Source organism: Burkholderia sp. 22088, assembly GCF_052045915.1.
In the GTDB taxonomy this organism is placed as follows: Bacteria; Pseudomonadota; Gammaproteobacteria; order Burkholderiales; family Burkholderiaceae; genus Burkholderia; species Burkholderia cepacia.
This window is the reverse complement of the sequence record NZ_JBQEPY010000007.1, coordinates 222,367-238,493: the sequence shown is the minus strand read 5'-3', so window position 1 is coordinate 238,493 and position 16,127 is coordinate 222,367. Positions and strand designations below refer to the sequence as shown.

Annotated in this window: 14 protein-coding genes; 4 read left to right on the top strand and 10 right to left on the bottom strand. The window is 68.1% G+C overall.

The genetic code is table 11. From position 1 onward, the window contains the following. Nucleotides 1-12 precede the first annotated feature (12 nt). Nucleotides 13-588, bottom strand: a complete 576-nt coding sequence (locus ACTJLD_RS15865; RefSeq protein WP_440659301.1) for a DUF308 domain-containing protein — start codon at nucleotides 586-588, stop codon at nucleotides 13-15. Nucleotides 589-883: 295 nt separating this feature from the next. Here ACTJLD_RS15865 and ACTJLD_RS15860 point away from each other — a divergent pair, with 295 nt between their 5' ends. Next, nucleotides 884-2,359 (top strand): HD domain-containing phosphohydrolase, encoded by a 1,476-nt coding sequence (locus ACTJLD_RS15860; protein ID WP_440659258.1) that lies wholly within the window; start codon nucleotides 884-886, stop codon nucleotides 2,357-2,359. A gap of 122 nt (nucleotides 2,360-2,481) precedes the next feature. Here ACTJLD_RS15860 and ACTJLD_RS15855 read toward each other — a convergent pair whose 3' ends face one another. The 9 genes from ACTJLD_RS15855 to ACTJLD_RS15815 form a co-directional block, all read right to left on the bottom strand. Then, the gene (locus tag ACTJLD_RS15855) at nucleotides 2,482-2,781 is read right to left on the bottom strand and encodes a hypothetical protein (protein WP_059699531.1); all 300 of its coding nucleotides are present in this window, start codon (nucleotides 2,779-2,781) and stop codon (nucleotides 2,482-2,484) included. Between the two features lie 128 nt (nucleotides 2,782-2,909). Then, nucleotides 2,910-3,218 (bottom strand): EthD family reductase, encoded by a 309-nt coding sequence (locus ACTJLD_RS15850; RefSeq protein ID WP_027792833.1) that lies wholly within the window; start codon nucleotides 3,216-3,218, stop codon nucleotides 2,910-2,912. A 70-nt stretch (nucleotides 3,219-3,288) separates the two neighbouring features. Continuing rightward, on the bottom strand, nucleotides 3,289-4,770 hold the full coding sequence (locus ACTJLD_RS15845) for an MFS transporter (RefSeq protein WP_440659257.1): 1,482 nt from the start codon (nucleotides 4,768-4,770) through the stop codon (nucleotides 3,289-3,291). A 50-nt stretch (nucleotides 4,771-4,820) separates the two neighbouring features. After that, complete coding sequence (locus ACTJLD_RS15840; RefSeq protein WP_048027395.1) at nucleotides 4,821-5,417, bottom strand: TetR/AcrR family transcriptional regulator; 597 nt, start codon at nucleotides 5,415-5,417, stop codon at nucleotides 4,821-4,823. A gap of 131 nt (nucleotides 5,418-5,548) precedes the next feature. After that, nucleotides 5,549-7,021, bottom strand: coding sequence for an NAD-dependent succinate-semialdehyde dehydrogenase (locus ACTJLD_RS15835; RefSeq protein WP_226187214.1), 1,473 nt, complete (start codon nucleotides 7,019-7,021; stop codon nucleotides 5,549-5,551). 99 nt (nucleotides 7,022-7,120) lie between these two features. After that, nucleotides 7,121-7,612 (bottom strand): Lrp/AsnC family transcriptional regulator, encoded by a 492-nt coding sequence (locus ACTJLD_RS15830; protein ID WP_006749694.1) that lies wholly within the window; start codon nucleotides 7,610-7,612, stop codon nucleotides 7,121-7,123. An 84-nt stretch (nucleotides 7,613-7,696) separates the two neighbouring features. Then, on the bottom strand, nucleotides 7,697-9,097 hold the full coding sequence (locus ACTJLD_RS15825) for an aspartate aminotransferase family protein (RefSeq protein ID WP_440659256.1): 1,401 nt from the start codon (nucleotides 9,095-9,097) through the stop codon (nucleotides 7,697-7,699). 161 nt (nucleotides 9,098-9,258) lie between these two features. Continuing rightward, a complete protein-coding gene (locus tag ACTJLD_RS15820; protein WP_440659255.1) occupies nucleotides 9,259-10,185 on the bottom strand; it encodes a 2-hydroxyacid dehydrogenase in 927 nt (308 codons plus the stop codon). 12 nt (nucleotides 10,186-10,197) lie between these two features. After that, nucleotides 10,198-11,058, bottom strand: coding sequence for a GNAT family N-acetyltransferase (locus ACTJLD_RS15815; protein ID WP_440659254.1), 861 nt, complete (start codon nucleotides 11,056-11,058; stop codon nucleotides 10,198-10,200). A gap of 431 nt (nucleotides 11,059-11,489) precedes the next feature. Here ACTJLD_RS15815 and ACTJLD_RS15810 point away from each other — a divergent pair, with 431 nt between their 5' ends. From ACTJLD_RS15810 to ACTJLD_RS15800, 3 genes are all read left to right on the top strand, one after another. Continuing rightward, entirely contained in the window at nucleotides 11,490-12,158 is a 669-nt protein-coding gene (locus ACTJLD_RS15810) for a haloacid dehalogenase type II (RefSeq protein WP_021156521.1), read from the top strand. 174 nt (nucleotides 12,159-12,332) lie between these two features. Next, on the top strand, nucleotides 12,333-13,871 hold the full coding sequence (locus ACTJLD_RS15805; protein ID WP_440659300.1) for a methyl-accepting chemotaxis protein: 1,539 nt from the start codon (nucleotides 12,333-12,335) through the stop codon (nucleotides 13,869-13,871). Between the two features lie 605 nt (nucleotides 13,872-14,476). Beyond that, on the top strand, nucleotides 14,477-16,063 hold the full coding sequence (locus ACTJLD_RS15800) for an ABC transporter substrate-binding protein (protein WP_027792825.1): 1,587 nt from the start codon (nucleotides 14,477-14,479) through the stop codon (nucleotides 16,061-16,063). Nucleotides 16,064-16,127: the final 64 nt, after the last annotated feature.

Genomic DNA, 16,127 nt, shown 5'->3' with positions numbered 1-16,127 from the left:
CCGCCCGACGGCTCACGACACCCTGCGCCGCATCCCCCGCACCTGCAGCCAGATGGCGGATATCAGGAAATAGAGCGCACCTACTCCCGCGTAACCCGCGATCTTAACGATCGCCGGCGGCATCGGCGCATGGCTTTGCAAAATGAAGAACAACCCGGCCAACGCCGATTGCGCGCCGCTCAGCACCATCACCCACTGCGCGCCGGCCTGCTTCCAGCGCCGCACGGCAGTGCCGAGCTGCAGCGCGCCGGACAGAATCGCCCATACGCCGAACACCGCGAGGATCGCGGGCAGGCCCGCATTCAACGCCGGAAATACCGCCAGTGTCGTGACGGCGCTGATCGCGACGTTGACCGCCTGCGTGCGGTTTGCCGCCATCCCGCCGCTGCGGGACAGGTCGACGAAATTGGCGAGCGCATCCCAGGCCGGATAAACGACCAGCAGGACCGCCGCGCCGGCCGCGCTCCGCCGGCCGACGGAAAACGCCAGCGCGACCCAGATCAGCGAGAACACCGCCCGGGAAAAGTAGTACCGCTTCAGCCAGTGTTCGTCGGCCAGGGCGTGGAATTCAGGGTAGCGATCAGTCATTTGCACTCCTTTTACATCGAAACGTCGTTCCGGCCGGCACGCAGGATGTCCGCCATGCGGATTCGGATGCGGCGCCGGCACGGATCTCCAGTGCGCCGAGTATCGCAATCGTCCGCGCCTGCCGCCATCGGTCAGATGTCCGATGGCGAAGTCCGCGGGGCGCTCCGCAGAGATGCGAGCGAACATCGCACCGTGTTGGCCCCGGGGCGCGCCGCCCGACGCACATGCCCCTGCACGCCGCGACGCCGTCGCGTATGATCGTTTCCCCGTCCTCGCGAATCTCTCCGCCCATCCGATGCCCGACGCCGAAGCCCGTCACGCCCCGCTGCGCATAGTCGACGCCGTGCGCGCGCTGGCCTTCATCGGCGATCTCAGCATGGGCCAGCCGACCGACCATTCGCCGCGCACCGGCTGGCTGTCGGCGCAGCTCGCGCACGCGGCACGATTCGATGCATCGGTGTGCGACACGGCTCGCGAGGTGGCGCTGTTGCGCTGGTCGGGCTGCACGGCGAACGCGGCGGGCTTCGCGCAGGTATTCGGCGATGACGTCGCGATCCGCGCCGCGATGCTCGAGAGCCGGCCCGCCATGGCTGAAGCGATCGGCAGCGCGGGTGTCGCGCTGATCCCGCTCGCGCAGATTCATTGCGAAGTCTCGGGCGAGGTGGCGCGAATACTCGGTCTGTCCAGCGCGACGGAAACCGCGCTGCGGCACATTTTCGAAACCTGGGACGGCAACGGGCTGCCTGCGCGGCTCGAACGCGAACAGGTGCCGCCCGCCGTGTCGATCGTCGCGCTGGCGGGCGACCTGGACGTGCTCAGCCGCACGTACGGCATCGAACAGGCCCTCGACTTGATCGGCCAGCGCGCGGGGTCACGTTATCCGGCCGTGCTCGTCGAGACTGCTGCGCGCGACGCACCGCGCTGGCTGGCGGCGCTCGAGCAAATGGCGCCCGCCGACCTGGATGCCGCATTGGCCACGCCGGACATGCAGGGCGCGACGTCCGCCGAATTGATTGCGGACGTCATCGATCTGAAACTGCCGTGGATGACGGGTTTTTCGCGTTCGGTCGCGGCGACTGCGGCCGCTTGTTACGGCCGTCTTTCGCCGGACGAGGCCGCGCGCGAACGCGTGTACCGGGCCGGACTGATTCATGGCATCGGCAGGGCCGCGGTGCCGAACGATGTGTGGAATCTGCCGACGCGGCTGCCTGCGAGCGCATGGGAAAAGGTGCGACTCGTCCCGTACTGGACCGAGCGCGCCGGCAGGCAGACCGGCGCGCTCGGCGAAGCCGCGGTGCTTGCGTCGTATGCCTACGAGCGGCAGGACGGTTCGGGCTATTTTCGCGGCGCGCGCGATGTGGCGCTGACGCTCGAAGCGCGCGTGCTGGCGGCGTCGCTGGCGTGGGTCGCGTTGCGCTCGGTGCGTCCGTGGCGCGCGGCGCTGAGCGATGCGGCCGCCGCCGTCCAGTTGCAGGAAGAAGCGGCGTGCGGCCGGCTATGCGGCGAAGTGGTAGCCGCGCTCGTGACGGGCGGGACGCCCGTGCCCCGGCGCATCGCCACGGGCGCGTCGGCCGTTGGCCCGCGCCTGTCCGCGCGGGAAATCGACGTCCTGCGGGCAATCTCCCGCGGCGCGAGTAACAAGCAGGTTGCGCAGGCGCTCGCGATGAGTCCGAGCACGGTGCGCACCCATGTCGAGAAGGCGTTCCGCAAGCTCGAATGTTCGACGCGCGCCGCGGCGACCCTCAAGGCGTCGGCGCTGGGGCTGCTCTGACGCGCTCCGCGACGCGGATTCGCTTTCGTGTGTGCGCGGACGGCCCGTCGGGCCGGCGCGACCTTTGACGCTCCGCCTGTCCGGTGGCTTATCCCGCGTATCGAAGATGGCGGTTGCACCATTCAAGTCGACCAGTCGTTGATCCGTTCCCTGCGATCCGAGGCTGTCGCGTCGGTGTCGGCCCAACCGTACCCCAACGTCGCGATTGCGAAGTAGACGGCACCGACGGCTTCGCAGGAAAGCAGCGCGCCGGCCAGCGCCATTCGCGCTCCACCCGAGACCATTTGCGCCGGCGCGTCGGCGTGTTTCCCGCGATGCACTGCGGTGCCGATCCGAAACAGGCCCGACACGATAGCGAGCACGCCGAACGCACGCGGCAGGCCGCTCGCCAATGCGACGATGAAGATCTGACGTCCCGACATTGCAGTGATCCTCCCGGTCCGATATCGCGTGGCGGCTGCCTATCCTGACACCCGATCGTTCGCGGCGCCATCGGACAAGTGACCGATGGTGCCGGCCGAAACCGATGCATGGCGGCGCGCGATCGGCGCTACGACACGCGCGAGAACACGTCCGTGATGAGCCGATCGGGTTCGATGTCGGTGAACGCATCGATATCTGCCATGACGTCTGCCGTCTCCGCGGACGCGAACGCAGCGTCCAGCGCCGCACTGTCCTTGAAACGGCACATCGCCACGACGATCAGTTCGCTGTCCTCACGTGCTGGAAAGAAAGCGTCGATAGCGTCGAGCCCGTACGGCTTCCAGGATTTTTCCACCAGCGGAATGTGTTGTTCGACGTAGTAACGGGCATCGAATCGCGTGCCCGCGGCTCGGCGATAGGAGACGATGAAATACACGAAGAACCTCCAGGTCGGACTGACGCGGCGATGAATGTCGGTACGGGAAAATACGGGCAAATACAAACGATCACGGCCGTTCGCGTTCGGGGCCGAAGCCCGGAGGCGCGGCGGCCCGCATCGACGTATGAGCGGCGCCCGCCCGTGCAAGCGAGATGCCCAGCGCGGTGCCCACGGCGAGGAACACCGAGATCGACAGCAGTGCGACGATGAACGCATGCGCGATGGCCGCCGGATCCTGGCGCGTGCCGAGCGTCGTATAGAAAATGCCGCCGATGATCGCCACGCTCAGCGACGTGCTGACCTGCAGCGTCGAGCTGGCGATGCCGGCGATCATGCCGGACAGCGCCGGTGCGACGCGCCCCGTCACCATGCGCATGAGCGTCGGCAGCGCGAGACCTTGTCCGAAACCGATGACGAAGAGCACGACGGCGAGCGGCGCGGCAGCGAGCGGCATCCCGATCGGCGTGGCATCGATCAACCACGCGAGGCCGACGAGCCCGACGATCTCAAGACTCATGCCGAACGGATTGACGTAAGCGCCGATGACACGCGCGGAGGCAGGCGTCGACAACGGGCCGAGCAGGAACCCGACGCCGAACGGCAAGAACACGAGGCCCGCGCTCAGTGCGTCGACGTGCAACGCATTCTGCAGATACACCGAGAACAGCAGGAAGAACGCGCCGATCGAGTACAGCAGCAGCGCGATCAGCAACGCGCGGCCGAGCCCCGGTGCGCGCAGCGCGGCCGGATCGAGCAGCGGTGCGCCGCCGCGGCGGCCGAGCCGGCGCTCGTAGCGCCAGAAGAACCCGGCGAGGGCCGGCACCGCGAGCAGCGACACCCATGCCCATACGGGCCAGCCTGCTTCGCGCCCCTCGATCAGCGGCACGATCAGCGCGCCCAGCGTCAGCATCGACAGCGCGGTGCCGCCGAGGTCGAGCTTGCGCGCATGCTGCGCACGCGTTTCCTTCAACAGCGGAATCCCGAACAGGACGACCAGAATCGCCAGCGGCAGGTTGACGAGGAAGATCGTGCGCCAGCCCAGATTCAACAGATTCAGCGAGATCAGGATCCCGCCCAGCGCCTGCCCGACCACGGCGGCGAGGCCGAATACCGCGCCGTACAAGCTGAGCGCGAGCGGCTTTTCCGCTTCGGGGAAGATCGCCTGGATCGAAGCGAGCGCCTGCGGCGCCATGATCGCGGCCGTCACGCCCTGCAACGCGCGGCCGACGATGAGCGTCCACGGCGAACTGGCGAAACCGCACAGCGTCGAGGCGATCGCAAAGCCGATCAACCCGAGGAAAAACACGCGGCCGCGGCCGAACAGGTCGCCCAATCGCCCGCCGGTGATCAGCGTCACCGCGTACAGGCCCGCATACGATGAAATGACGAGTTGCTCGGCCGACGACGAGGCGCCCAGTTCCGCGCGGATCGACGGCAGCGCGACGTTGACGATGAAGAAATCCAGCGGCGGCAGGAACGCGCCGACGAGCAGGACCGCAAACATCGCCCAGCGGCGCGGATCGGGTGATACGGGGTCATTCCGTGACATGGACGGTTCTCCATACGGAACCAATCGGTTCCAAATTGGGTAAAAAAATATCAGTCGAGGATGCGCATCGTGCGGTCGACCAGCGCGAGCATGTCCTGCTCCGACACGCCGGTTTTGCCCAGCACGCGCATGCCCTCGATCTGGCAGACCAGCAAACGCGCCAGCACCTGTTCGTCCTGTTCGGCGATCTCGCCGCTCGCCTGGCCACGGACGATCGCACCGGCATAGAGCTGTTGCAGCCGCCGGAACATGCGCCCGGTGCGCTCCGCGACATCCGCGTCGCGCGCGGCCAGTTCCGTGGTCATCGCGACCGCGAGACATCCGCGCCGGCCCGCCTCGCCGACGGACAGGCGCGCATAGCGCAGCAGCGAATCGCGAATCGCATCCTTGACGGCGCCGGGTTGCGACAGAATGTCCGCGGTCGCCTTGAGCCCGTCGGCCATGTACAGGTCGAGCGCCGCCAGCAGCAGCGCCTTCTTGTCGCCGAACGCCTTGTACAGGCTACCGCGCGACAGGCCGGTGCCGGCCATCAGGTCGGGCAGGGACGCGCCTTCATATCCGCGGTCCCAGAAAACGTCCATCGCGTCGCGCGCGGCATCGCCAAGTTCGAATTCGCGTGGGCGGCCCACGCCAGCCGGATTTGCCATTGATCGGTGTCGCAAACGACGCGGTGCCAAAAGTTGGATGCATTATATGGACCGATCGGTTCCGATGTCAACGCATGCCTGTCGACCGGGCGCGGCGAGGGCCGCCTCGCGGACGGCCCGGATTCATCCGATCAGTCGAGGCCGCCCTGGCACAGGTACTTGATCGACAGATAATCGTCGAGCCCGTAGCGCGAGCCTTCGCGACCATAACCCGACTCCTTCACGCCGCCGAACGGCGCGGCCTCGCTCGCGAGCGCGCCTTCGTTGATCCCGACGATGCCCGTTTCAAGCCGTGCCGACACGCGCGCGATCCGGCGCACGTCCTGCGTGTAGAAATACGCGGCGAGCCCGAACGGCGTGTCGTTTGCGGCACCGACGGCTTCGTCCTCGGTATCGAAACGGAACAACGCCGCGATCGGGCCGAACGTTTCCTCGCAGGTCAGCTGCATGTCGGCGGTGGCGTCGGCGAGTACCGTCGGCGCGTAATAGTGGGGGCCGAGTTCGGCCAGACGCTTGCCGCCGGCGAGCACGCGCGCGCCGCGTTCGACGGCGTCGCCGACGTGGCGGGCAATCTTGTCCACCGCACGCGCGTTGATCATCGGGCCGATCTGCGCGGCCGGGTCGGTCGCCGGCGCGACTTTCAGCGCGGCGACGCGCGCCGCGAGCTTCGCGGCGAATGCGTCGTAGACGCCGGCCTGCACGTAGACGCGATTCGGCGACACGCACGTCTGCCCGCCGTTGCGGAACTTGGCGGCCATCAGCCCGTCGACCGCGGCGTCGAGCTCGGCGTCGTCGAAGACGATGAACGGCGCGTTGCCGCCGAGCTCCAGCGACAGCTTCTTCAGCGTCGCCGCCGATTCGCGCGCCAGCAGCTTGCCGACAGGCGTCGAGCCGGTGAACGTGATCTTGCGCACGCGGCCGTCGGCGAGCCAGTCGGCCACCGCATCGATGCCACGTTCGCGCGATGCGGCGATCAGGTTCAGCACCCCGGGCGGCACGCCGGCTTCCTGCGCGAGAAACGCGAGCGCGAGCGCGGTCAGCGGCGTGTCCTCCGCCGGCTTCGCGACCACCGTGCAGCCGGCCGCGAGGGCGGGCGCGATCTTGCGCGCGATCATGGCGAGCGGGAAGTTCCACGGCGTGATCGCGGCGACGATGCCGATCGGCTCCTTCACCGCGCTCAGCCGCTTGCCGCGCTGCTGCTGCGGAATCAGGTCGCCGTACGTGCGTGTCGCTTCCTCGGCGAACCACAGCACGTACGACGCGCCGTATGCGACTTCGCCGCGCGCTTCCGCGAGCGGTTTGCCCTGTTCGCGCGACATCAGTTTCGCGAGATCGTCGGTATGCGCAACGATCGCGGCATGCCATGCGCGCAGGATCGCCGCCCGTTCGCGGGCGGGTGTCGCGCGCCATGCGGGCAGCGCGCGTGCGGCCGCGTCCGTCGCGGCGCGTGCGTCGGCGGCGCCGCTGTCGGGTGCGTGCGCGACGATGTCGAGCGTCGCGGGATCGACGACGTCGAAGCGACGGCCGTCGAGCGCGTCGCGCCACGTTCCGTCGATCAGGTTGGCGGTGCGAACGAGTTCGGTTCGGGACAGCGTAAGCGGCATGACAGGTCCTTGGATGAAGCCGGTCGGCGAAGGCGCGGGCGCGCGACTACCCCGCGCGGACAGCACGTTGCCGCGTTCGGGGTTGCCGCACGCCGTCCGTCAGTGACGTTCGCCGAACAGCGATTCGAGCGGGTAGTGCCGTTTGACGAACGGCGATTTGATGATCACGTAACTGAAATACTTCTCGATGCCGATGTTCTGTTCGAGCAGCCCTTCGACGATCGTCTGGTAATGGCTGACACTGCGCGTGATGAACTTCAGCAGATAGTCGTAGCCGCCGCTCGCGAGGTGGCATTCGACGATCTCGTCGACGTTGCGGATCGCCGCGACGAAGCGGTCGAAGTCCTCGCGCCGGTGGTCGGCCAGCGTGACCTCGGTGAACACGACCTGCACGTCGCCGAGCTTCTCGAGCTGGATGTGCGCGCCGTAGCCGCCGATGTAGCCGGCCTTCTCGAGCCGCTTCACGCGGATCAGGCAGGGGCTCGGCGACAGCCCGACCGCATCCGCCAGCTCGACGTTGGTCATGCGGCCGCGCTTCTGCAACTGGGAGAGGATGCGCAGGTCGATGCGATCCAGCTTGCTGTCCGTCATGTTCACGTGAGTCGGAAAAATGGAATGTCCGGTTACTTTAGAGTCGAACGATGGCCGCCACAAGCCCGGCTTTCCCTCGGCCGGTCAGGCCGGCTGCGCGTGCGCGGCGTCGAGGGCGCGCTGCACGCCCGGATCGGCCAGCACGTCGTCGAGCGTCTTGCGCACGCGTTCGAACATCAGGTCGAACTCGCCCGCGGTGAAGCTCAGCGCCGGCGCGAAGCCGAGCACGCCGTCGCCGAACGCGCGAAACACCACGCCGTTCGCGTAGGCGGCCGCCGCGATCTTGTCCGGCACGTTGAGCGCCGCGTCGAAGCGCGTCTTGTGCGCCTTGTCGGCGACCAGCTCGAGTGCGCCGAGCAGGCCGGCCGAACGCGCGTCGCCGACGAGCGGATGCGCGCGCAGCGCATCGAGCCCCGCCGCGAAGCGCGGCGCCAGCGCCTGGCCGTTCGCGAGCAGCCCGCCTTCGTGATAGAGCTTCAGCACCTCGAGGCCGATCGCCGCGCTGACCGGGTGCGCGGAATACGTATGGCCGTGCCCGACCACGGCCGACTCCGCACGGCTGCCCGCGATCCGTTCGTAGATTTCGTCGGACATCAGCACCGCGCCCATCGGCGCATAGCCGGCCGTCAGCCCCTTCGCGACGGTCATCAGGTCCGGATCGACCTGTTCGGTCTCGCACGCGAACAGCGGGCCCGTGCGGCCGAAGCCGGTGATCACCTCGTCGGCGACGAACAGGATGCCGAGGCGCCGGCACGCGTCGCGCATCGCCTTCAGCCAGCCGGCCGGCGGCACGATCACGCCGCCGGAACCCTGCACGGGTTCGCAGAAGAACGCGGCGACGTTGTCGGCGCCGAGTTCGGCAACCTTGGCTTCCAGCGCGGCCACCGACGCGGCGATTAGCGCCTGCGGATCGCCGCCGAGCGGATGGCGGTACGGGTAGGGCGACGGGATGTGGTGCTGGTCCGCGCGCGGCAGGTCGAAATGGCGGTGGAACGCGGGCAGCGCGGTGAGGCCCGCGCCGATCGACGACGAGCCGTGATAGCCGCGCTCGAGCGCAATCATCTGCTTCTTCGACGGGCGGCCTGTCGCGTTGAAATAGTGCGTGATGAAGCGCACCGCGGAATCGATCGCGTCCGAGCCGCCGAGCGTGAAGTACACGCGGTTCAGCGACGGCGGCGCGAGCGCCGCGAGCCGTTCGGCCAGCTCGATCGCGGGCTGCGAGCCGAAATGGAAATAGCCGGTCGCGTAGGGCAGTTTCGCCATCTGCTCGGCGGCGGCCTTCACGATGCTGTCGCGGCCGTAGCCGACGTTGACGCACCACAGGCCCGAGAACGCATCGAGCAGCGTATGGCCCGCGGCATCGCGCAGGAACACGCCGTCGGCGGATTCGAGCATGGTGACGCCGCGCGCCTCGTGCGCACGATAGTTGACGACGGGGTGGATCAGGTGTTGACGATCAGCTTCGATCAGCGCGGCGTGGTTCATGGCAGGGCGGGACTCTCGTCGGGTGTCAGCGATGAGTTCATGCTACCGGGCGAGCCATCCTCATGCGTTTTCAATTTGCACTCTGAAACATACGAACGCGGCGTTTGTGCGGGGCGCTTCGGCATTTTCTGCTGCGCGCCCCGCCGGGCCGGGCGCACGCGTCAGTAACCGCGCGCGCGATCGACGACGCCGATCATCGGCTGCCCCGCGCGATGGCGCGCGAGGTTCGCGAGCACGGCCTCGACCGCGGTGTCCGGCCGCGTCGCGCTCGCGATGTGCGGCGTGATCCGGATGCGCGGGTGCGTCCAGAACGGATGGCCGGCCGGCAACGGTTCGGGGTCCGTCACGTCGAGGATCGCGCTGTCGAGCCGGCCGCTCGCGAGCCCCGCGAGCAGCGCGGCTTCGTCGAGCTGCGGGCCGCGCCCGACCTGCACGAGCGACGCGCCCGCCGGCAGCGCATCGAACACGCGCGCGCCGAGCAGCCCGCGCGTGCCGTCGGTGAGCGGAAGCAGGCAGATCAGGATGTCGGTGCGGGCGAGGAACGCGTCGAGTGCCGCGTCGCCCGCGTAGCAGTCGATGCCGTCGAGCGTGCGCGGCGTGCGGCTCCAGCCGGCGCACGGGAAGCCGAAGCGGCGCAGCGTATCGAGCACGGCCTGGCCGAGCGTGCCGAGCCCGAGCACGCCGACGCGCCGCGACGCGGCCGCGCGCACCGGCTGCTCGCGCCACACTTGCGCGCGCTGCTGCGCCGCGTAGTCGAGCAGGTCGCGGTGGATCGTCAGCACGGCCTGCGTCACGTATTCGACCATGCCTTCGACGATGCCGGGCTCGATCATCCGCACGACCGGGATATGCGCAGGCACGCGCGACAGGTCGAACTGATCGATGCCGGCGCCGACCGAGAACACGACTTCGAGATTCGGCAGCAGCGTGGCCGGATCGTCGGGCGGCTGCCACGCGGCGAGATAACGGATGGCTTCAGGATCGCCGAGGTCCGGCCAGATCCGGAACGGAAGCTCGGGCGCCTGTTGCGCGAAGCGCTGTGCCCATTGCGCACCGCGCACCGGGTCGGCCTTGTAGAGAAAGCTCATCGTCGGTACCGCTCAACCAAGGGCCTGGTTCACGATCGCGAACGCGCGCAGCGCCGGGTCGCGCGCGGGCGTTGCGCCGCGCGCCATGGCGACGACGGTATCGACGCGCGGCAGACCGAGCCCCTGCAGCCAGTCGGACAGCCCGCTGTCGCCGGGCACGTCGAGCCGCACGAACTTCCCTTCGTGCAGCGCGAGCCAGTGGCTGATCAGCGCCTGCGCGCGCTGCGCGTCCGGTGCGACCACCGGGCCGATCGCATGGCCGCGGCCGAAGCGGCGGAACAGCGCGAAGCCGAGCAGTTCGCCGTCGCGATCGAGCGCGATGCCGTTTGCGACGCCGAGCAGCGCCTCGATCACCTCGTCGCGCCGATAACCCGCGGCCCGCGAGGCGAGCGCGGCAAGCCGCGGGCCGTCGTTTGCGCCGATGGGCCGCAGGCGCTCGCCGGGCGGCAGCGATATCAGCGGCGGCTGGAAGGCGGCACCCTGGTGCTGGTCGATCGTATCGATCACCTCGAACCCGAATTTCGCGTACAGCGGCTCGCCGGCCGGCGTCGCGTGCAGAAAAATGGTTCGCGTGCCGAAGCTGTCGACGACGCGGGTGAGCAGTTCGCGCCCGATGCCGCGGCCCTGGTGCTCGGGCGACACGATGACCATGCCGAGCGACGCGTGCGCTTCGCCGAAGCGCCAGCCGAGCGCGGTACCGACGATGCCGGTTTCGTCCTCGGCGACGAAGCCGTCGCCGAGCTGGAGCACGAAGCGCCAGTCGTCGAGCCGGTGCGGCCACTTGACTGCTTCCGACAGACGATGCGCGGCGGGCAGGTCGGTTTCGGCGAACCGACGATAAACAAGCGTGCGGGAAGGGTTGAGATCGGACACGCTGGACTCCGGATGGGTAGGAATGACATATCGACTCTGCCAGCGACACCGCGGCACGGATAGGATGATTCGCCTGTTTTCCGGCGACGGCGGGCGGCCGTGCAAGATCGACGCAAACCGGCTCGATCGGCGCGTGCGAACGCGCGGATCGTGCCGCCGCGGCCCGTCAATCCGACAGCGCCTGCTGTGGGAACGGCACTACGATGAAAACACCGGTGTCGCGGCCGCTTGCCGGCGCGCCGCCCCGCCGGTGCGGCGGGACCGCGCCGGCAAGCGCCGCAGATCGTGCTGCCCGCGCCGCGCAACACGCGGCGATTCTGCGTTTTGGGCGGCGTCGAACGACGTGCGCCGGGTTTTTTGCCCTGATTCAATTTCGTACCACCCAGCCCATCCCCGGCCCTGCCGGGGCTTCACACCGACAGGACGTCACCATGATCCAATTTGAACCGAAGTACATCACGTTCGACTGCTACGGCACGCTGACCCGCTTCCAGATGGCGGACCTGGCGCGCGAGATCTACGCGGACCGGCTCTCGCCGGTCGCGATGGAGGATTTCGTGCGTGCGTTCGCCGCTTACCGGCTCGACGAGGTGCTCGGCGCGTGGAAGCCGTACCGCGACGTCGTCGTCAACGCGATCCGGCGCACCTGCGCGCGAGTCGGCGTGAAGTTCGACGAGGCCGAGGCCGAGCGCTTCTATCATGCGGTGCCGACGTGGGGCCCGCATCCGGACGTGCCGGCGGGCCTGTCGCGGCTCGCGACGAAGTACAAGCTCGTGATCCTGTCGAACGCAATGGACGAGCAGATCATGAGCAACGTCGACAAGCTCGGCGCGCCGTTCCATGCGGTGTTCACCGCGCAGCAGGCGCAGTCGTACAAGCCGCGGATGCAGGGCTTCGAGTACATGTTCGGCAAGCTCGGCTGCAAGCCCGAGGACGTGCTGCACGTGTCGTCGAGCCTGCGCTACGACCTGATGACGGCCGAGGATCTGGGCATCAAGCACAAGGCGTTCGTCAATCGCGGCCACGAGCCGGGCACGCCGTTCTACAACTATTACGAAGTGTCGGATATCGGCCATCTCGCGACGCAGCTCGGCCTGTAAGCCGCCGGGGCCGGCCGATCCATCGCGCGACGGGACGCGGCCGCGATGCCGGCGCGCCCCGTCACGCGCTCGATCAGCGTACGAAACGAGGGTAATTACCGATATCGAGTCGTTCAAGGCGGGGCCGCCCCGGTCGATATATGTACCGAACGGTTAATATTTCGAGGCCCCCGCATGAAGTTGTCCACCAAACTGCTGATGCTCGTCGCCGCGGCGCTGCTCGGCGTCGTCCTGCTCGCCGCGTTGTCGCTGCACACGCTGCGCGACGCGCTGATCGACAGCCGCCGCGATGAGATCGTCATTCTGCTGACCAAGGCCGAGCATCTGGTCGATTCGTATCGCGCGCTGCAGACGAGCGGCACGCTCACGCAGGAGCAGGCGCAGCAGCAGGCCAAGGCCGCGCTGGCCGCGCTCAACGCGAATTCGCAGAGCTACTTCTGGGTCACGACGTCCGACGGCCTCAACCTCGTGCACCCGAACGCGAAATTCATCGGCACGCGTGCGAAAGGCAACCGCACGACCAGCGGCATGACCGACAGCGAGGCGTACCGCGCGGGGATGGCGCAGGCGCATTTCGCGCTCGTCGACGTGCTGATCAAGCGTAGCCCGGACGCGGACCTGGAGCCGAAGCTGCAGGGCGTGGTCGCGATTCCGGACTGGAACTGGTGGATCGGCACCGGATTTTTCTACGACGACATCGACGCGGCGTTTGCCCGGCTCGCGATGGCGCTCGGCGCCGTCGCGCTCGTCATCGCCGCGGCGCTCGCGGCCATCGCCTGGGGCGTGCTGCGCAGCGTCAGGCGCACGCTGGGCGGCGAGCCCGCGCATGCGACGCAGATCGCCGCCCGCATCGCGGCCGGCGAACTGGACGTGCAGTTCGATACGGCGCACGCCGCGCCCGGCAGCCTGCTCGTCGCGCTGGGCGACATGAAGGCGCGGCTGACCGACACCATCGCCGAGATCCAGACCACGACCCACTCGATCGCCACCGGCACCGGCGAGATCGCGCAAGGCAACCTGGATCTGTCGCAGCGCACGGAGCAGCAGGCCGCGTCGCTGCAGGAAACGGCGGCGAGCATGGAGCAGATCACGTCCACGGTCAAACAGAACGCCGACAATGCGCGCCAGGCGAATGCGCTCGTGGCCCAGGCCAAGGATGCGACCGAACTCGGCGGCGCCGCCGTGCAGGCGGTCGTCGAAACGATGCGGCAGATCTCGGATGGGTCGGTGCGGATCGCCGACATTACCGTCGTGATCGAAAGCATCGCATTCCAGACCAACATTCTCGCGCTCAACGCCGCGGTGGAAGCCGCGCGGGCCGGCGAGGAGGGGCGCGGGTTCGCCGTCGTCGCGTCGGAAGTCCGCTCGCTCGCGCAACGCAGCGCCGCGGCCGCGAAGGACATCAAGGGCTTGATCGACGCGTCGGTCGAGCGGGCCGGCAGCGGCAGCCGGCTCGTCGAGACGGCCGGCGAGCGCATGACGGAGATCGTCCGGTCGATCGACCGGGTGGCCGACATCATGGGCGAGATTTCGGCGGCGTCGGCCGAGCAAAGCACCGGCATCGAACAGATCGGGCTGGCGGTCGCGCAAATGGACGAAGTCACCCAGCAGAACGCCGCGCTCGTCGAGCAGGCGGCGGCGGCCGCTTCGTCGCTGGACGAGCAGGCGGCGCGCCTGCGGGCCGCCGTATCGGTATTCCGGCTCGCTGCCTGACGACTGCACGACTGCACGACCGCACGACCGCACGACCGCACGACCGCACGGGTCCGGTTTCCCGGCGGTCCCGTCATCCTCCCGTCTTCCCGCCAAGCCGTTCCGATCGAGCGGCATTCTTCTGAACTTTCCTGCGCGACGTCCCGTCGCGATCCCCACCGTCGACGCCCGCGCATGCGGCGATCTGCCGCAATACACCGCGCGCTTCAGCCGTCATCGGCATGCGCACACGCATTCGACACAAACGTGCGGTTTGCGTGTGCCAAACGCGCGCCGGATGCCGAACGGACAATTTTGTCGGCGCAATCTGCGGCGGCTGCGGCCTTACGATTTCCTGCATCGACACGGGTTGGGCAGCCGCCGCGACACGCCGCCGGGTACACGGCGACACGTGGGCGCACGCAGCAATTCATGCTGCGCGGGCGGCTCAAAACGGTCGATTCGTATCGTGCGGGCGGCCCGAATCGCGACAAACCGCATTTTGGCGATGCTTAAATGAATTGCATGTGTACGACGTTGCGCCCGCCACCAGCAAGCGGGCACTGCGGGATGCGAGAACCACGCTGGACCCCAGACCCCACTTTCAACAGTCAGGAGCAGTTCGGATGAGCGACGATATCGACAACGGCGGCGGCAACGGTGGTTTCACTCGCCGCGACATGATGAAGGTCATGGCGGCGAGCGGCATGATGGCCGCCGGCGCCGGCGGACTCCTGATGAACCCCGCGTCCGCATTCGCGGCGCCCGCGGCGAAACGCGGCGGCAAGATCCGGGTCGCGAACGAATCGGGTTCGACGGCCGATACGCTCGACCCGGCCAAGGGCTCGACCGGCGCCGACTACATTCGTTTCTTCATGTTCTACAGCGGCCTCACGCAGCTCGATGCGAGCCTGACGCCGCAGATGAACCTCGCCGAGTCGCTGCAGACCACCGATGCGAAGACGTGGGTCATCAAGCTGCGCAAGGGCGTCACGTTCCACGACGGCAAGTCGGTCGGCCCGGCCGACGTGGTGTATTCGCTGATGCGCCACAAGAACGCCGCCACCGCATCGAAGGTCAAGCCGCTCGCCGACCAGTTCGCCGACGCGAAGGCGAGCGGCCCGGACGAAGTCACGCTCACGCTGGTCAGCGCGAATGCCGATCTGCCGGTGATTCTCGCGACGCCGCAGCTCGTGATCGTCAAGGACGGCACGACCGACTTCAGCACCGGCATCGGTTGCGGCCCTTACAAGCTCAAGTCGTTCAAGCCGGGCGTGTCGACCGTCGGCGTGCGCAACGACAGCTACTTCAAGCCGGGCCGGCCGTATCTCGACGAGATCGAGCTGATCGGCATCGGCGACAGCGCCGCGCGCCTGAACGCGCTGCTGTCGGGCGACGTGCACCTGATCAACGCAATCGATCCGCGCTCGACGCAGCGGGTCTCGTCGACGCCGGGCTACGCGCTGAAGGAAACCAAGTCGGGCCTCTATACCGACCTGATCATGCGCAGCGACAACCCGATCGTCTCGAATCCCGATTTCGTCGAAGGGATGAAGTACCTGTTCGATCGCGAGCAGATCCGCTCGGCGGTGTTCCGCGGCTACTCGGTGATCGGCAACGACCAGCCGATTCCGCCGGGGCATCGTTACTTCAACGCGTCGCTGCCGCAGCGCGCGCACGATCCGGACAAGGCGAAATTCCTGCTCCAGAAGGCGGGCGCGCTGGGCGTCACGCTGCCGCCGATGTATGCGACGTCCGACGCGAACGGGTCGGTCGAGATGGCCGTGCTGCTGCAGCAGGCCGGCCAGAAGATCGGGCTGAACCTGCAGGTCAACCGTGCGTCGCCCGACGGCTACTGGTCGAACCACTGGATGAAGCACCCGCTAACCTTCGGCAACATCAACCCGCGCTCGAGCGCCGACGTGCTGTTCACGCAGTTCTTCAAGTCGGATGCGCCGTGGAACGAGTCGGGCTGGAAGAACGCGAAGTTCGACCAGCTGCTGCTCGCCGCGCGTTCGGAAACCGACGACGCGAAGCGCAAGCAGATGTACGGCGACATGCAGGTGATCGTGTCGCAGCAGGGGCGCGTCGGCATTCCGGCCTTCATCAGCTTCCTCGACGGCTACGACAAGCGCCTCGCCGGTCTCGGTTCGATCCCGACCGGCGGGATGATGGGCTTCATGTTCGCCGAGCACGTGTGGTGGAACGCGTGACGTCGTTGCTGGCGGCCGCCGTGCGGCCGGTGCGGGCGACCGCGCCGGCCACGCGCGGCCTTTT

What these genes read in the sequence shown, in the direction of transcription:
- ACTJLD_RS15865 (WP_440659301.1), bottom strand. Translation starts at nt 588, where the DNA reads ATGACTGATCGCTACCCTGAATTCCACGCCCTGGCCGACGAACACTGG.
- ACTJLD_RS15860 (WP_440659258.1), top strand. Translation starts at nt 884, where the DNA reads ATGCCCGACGCCGAAGCCCGTCACGCCCCGCTGCGCATAGTCGACGCC.
- ACTJLD_RS15855 (WP_059699531.1), bottom strand. Translation starts at nt 2,781, where the DNA reads ATGTCGGGACGTCAGATCTTCATCGTCGCATTGGCGAGCGGCCTGCCG.
- ACTJLD_RS15845 (WP_440659257.1), bottom strand. Translation starts at nt 4,770, where the DNA reads ATGTCACGGAATGACCCCGTATCACCCGATCCGCGCCGCTGGGCGATG.
- ACTJLD_RS15840 (WP_048027395.1), bottom strand. Translation starts at nt 5,417, where the DNA reads ATGGCAAATCCGGCTGGCGTGGGCCGCCCACGCGAATTCGAACTTGGC.
- ACTJLD_RS15835 (WP_226187214.1), bottom strand. Translation starts at nt 7,021, where the DNA reads ATGCCGCTTACGCTGTCCCGAACCGAACTCGTTCGCACCGCCAACCTG.
- ACTJLD_RS15830 (WP_006749694.1), bottom strand. Translation starts at nt 7,612, where the DNA reads ATGACGGACAGCAAGCTGGATCGCATCGACCTGCGCATCCTCTCCCAG.
- ACTJLD_RS15825 (WP_440659256.1), bottom strand. Translation starts at nt 9,097, where the DNA reads ATGAACCACGCCGCGCTGATCGAAGCTGATCGTCAACACCTGATCCAC.
- ACTJLD_RS15820 (WP_440659255.1), bottom strand. Translation starts at nt 10,185, where the DNA reads ATGAGCTTTCTCTACAAGGCCGACCCGGTGCGCGGTGCGCAATGGGCA.
- ACTJLD_RS15810 (WP_021156521.1), top strand. Translation starts at nt 11,490, where the DNA reads ATGATCCAATTTGAACCGAAGTACATCACGTTCGACTGCTACGGCACG.
- ACTJLD_RS15805 (WP_440659300.1), top strand. Translation starts at nt 12,333, where the DNA reads ATGAAGTTGTCCACCAAACTGCTGATGCTCGTCGCCGCGGCGCTGCTC.
- ACTJLD_RS15800 (WP_027792825.1), top strand. Translation starts at nt 14,477, where the DNA reads ATGAGCGACGATATCGACAACGGCGGCGGCAACGGTGGTTTCACTCGC.